Source organism: Corallococcus sicarius (genome assembly GCF_003611735.1).
In the GTDB taxonomy this organism is placed as follows: Bacteria; Myxococcota; Myxococcia; order Myxococcales; family Myxococcaceae; genus Corallococcus; species Corallococcus sicarius.
In genome coordinates, this window is sequence record NZ_RAWG01000756.1 from 1 (window position 1) to 435 (window position 435).

Genomic DNA, 435 nt, shown 5'->3' on the forward strand with positions numbered 1-435 from the left:
GATCCCGCTCCCCGGCAGTGCCGCACCGCGCGCCGCCGCCATCCCGCTTCCGGGCAATGCCGCGCCGCAGTCCGCCGCCATCCCGCTCCCCGGCAGCGCCGCGCCCCAGTCCGCGGCCATCCCGCTCCCGGGCAGTGCCGCACCGCAGTCCGCCGCCATTCCGATGGGCGCTGGCCCGTCCGCCTCCGCCATCCCGCTCCCGGGCAGCACGGCGCCGAAGTCCGCCGCGATTCCGCTCCCCGGTAGCGCCGCGCCGCAGTCCACGGCCATCCCGATGAGCGCCGGCCCGTCGGCTGGCGCCATCCCGCTCCCGGGCAGCACGGCGCCGAAGTCCGCAGCGATCCCGTTGGGCGCCACGCCTTCGGCCTCCACCGCCATCCCGCTCCCGGGCAGTGCCGCGCCGCAGACCGCCGCCATTCCGCTTCCGGGTAGCGC

Annotated in this window: 1 pseudogene; it reads right to left on the bottom strand. The window is 78.6% G+C overall.

Features of this window, described 5'->3' with window-relative positions:
• Positions 1-417 (bottom strand): annotated as a pseudogene (locus tag D7X12_RS42000) (hypothetical protein); the annotation flags it as partial.
• Positions 418-435 lie beyond the last annotated feature (18 nt).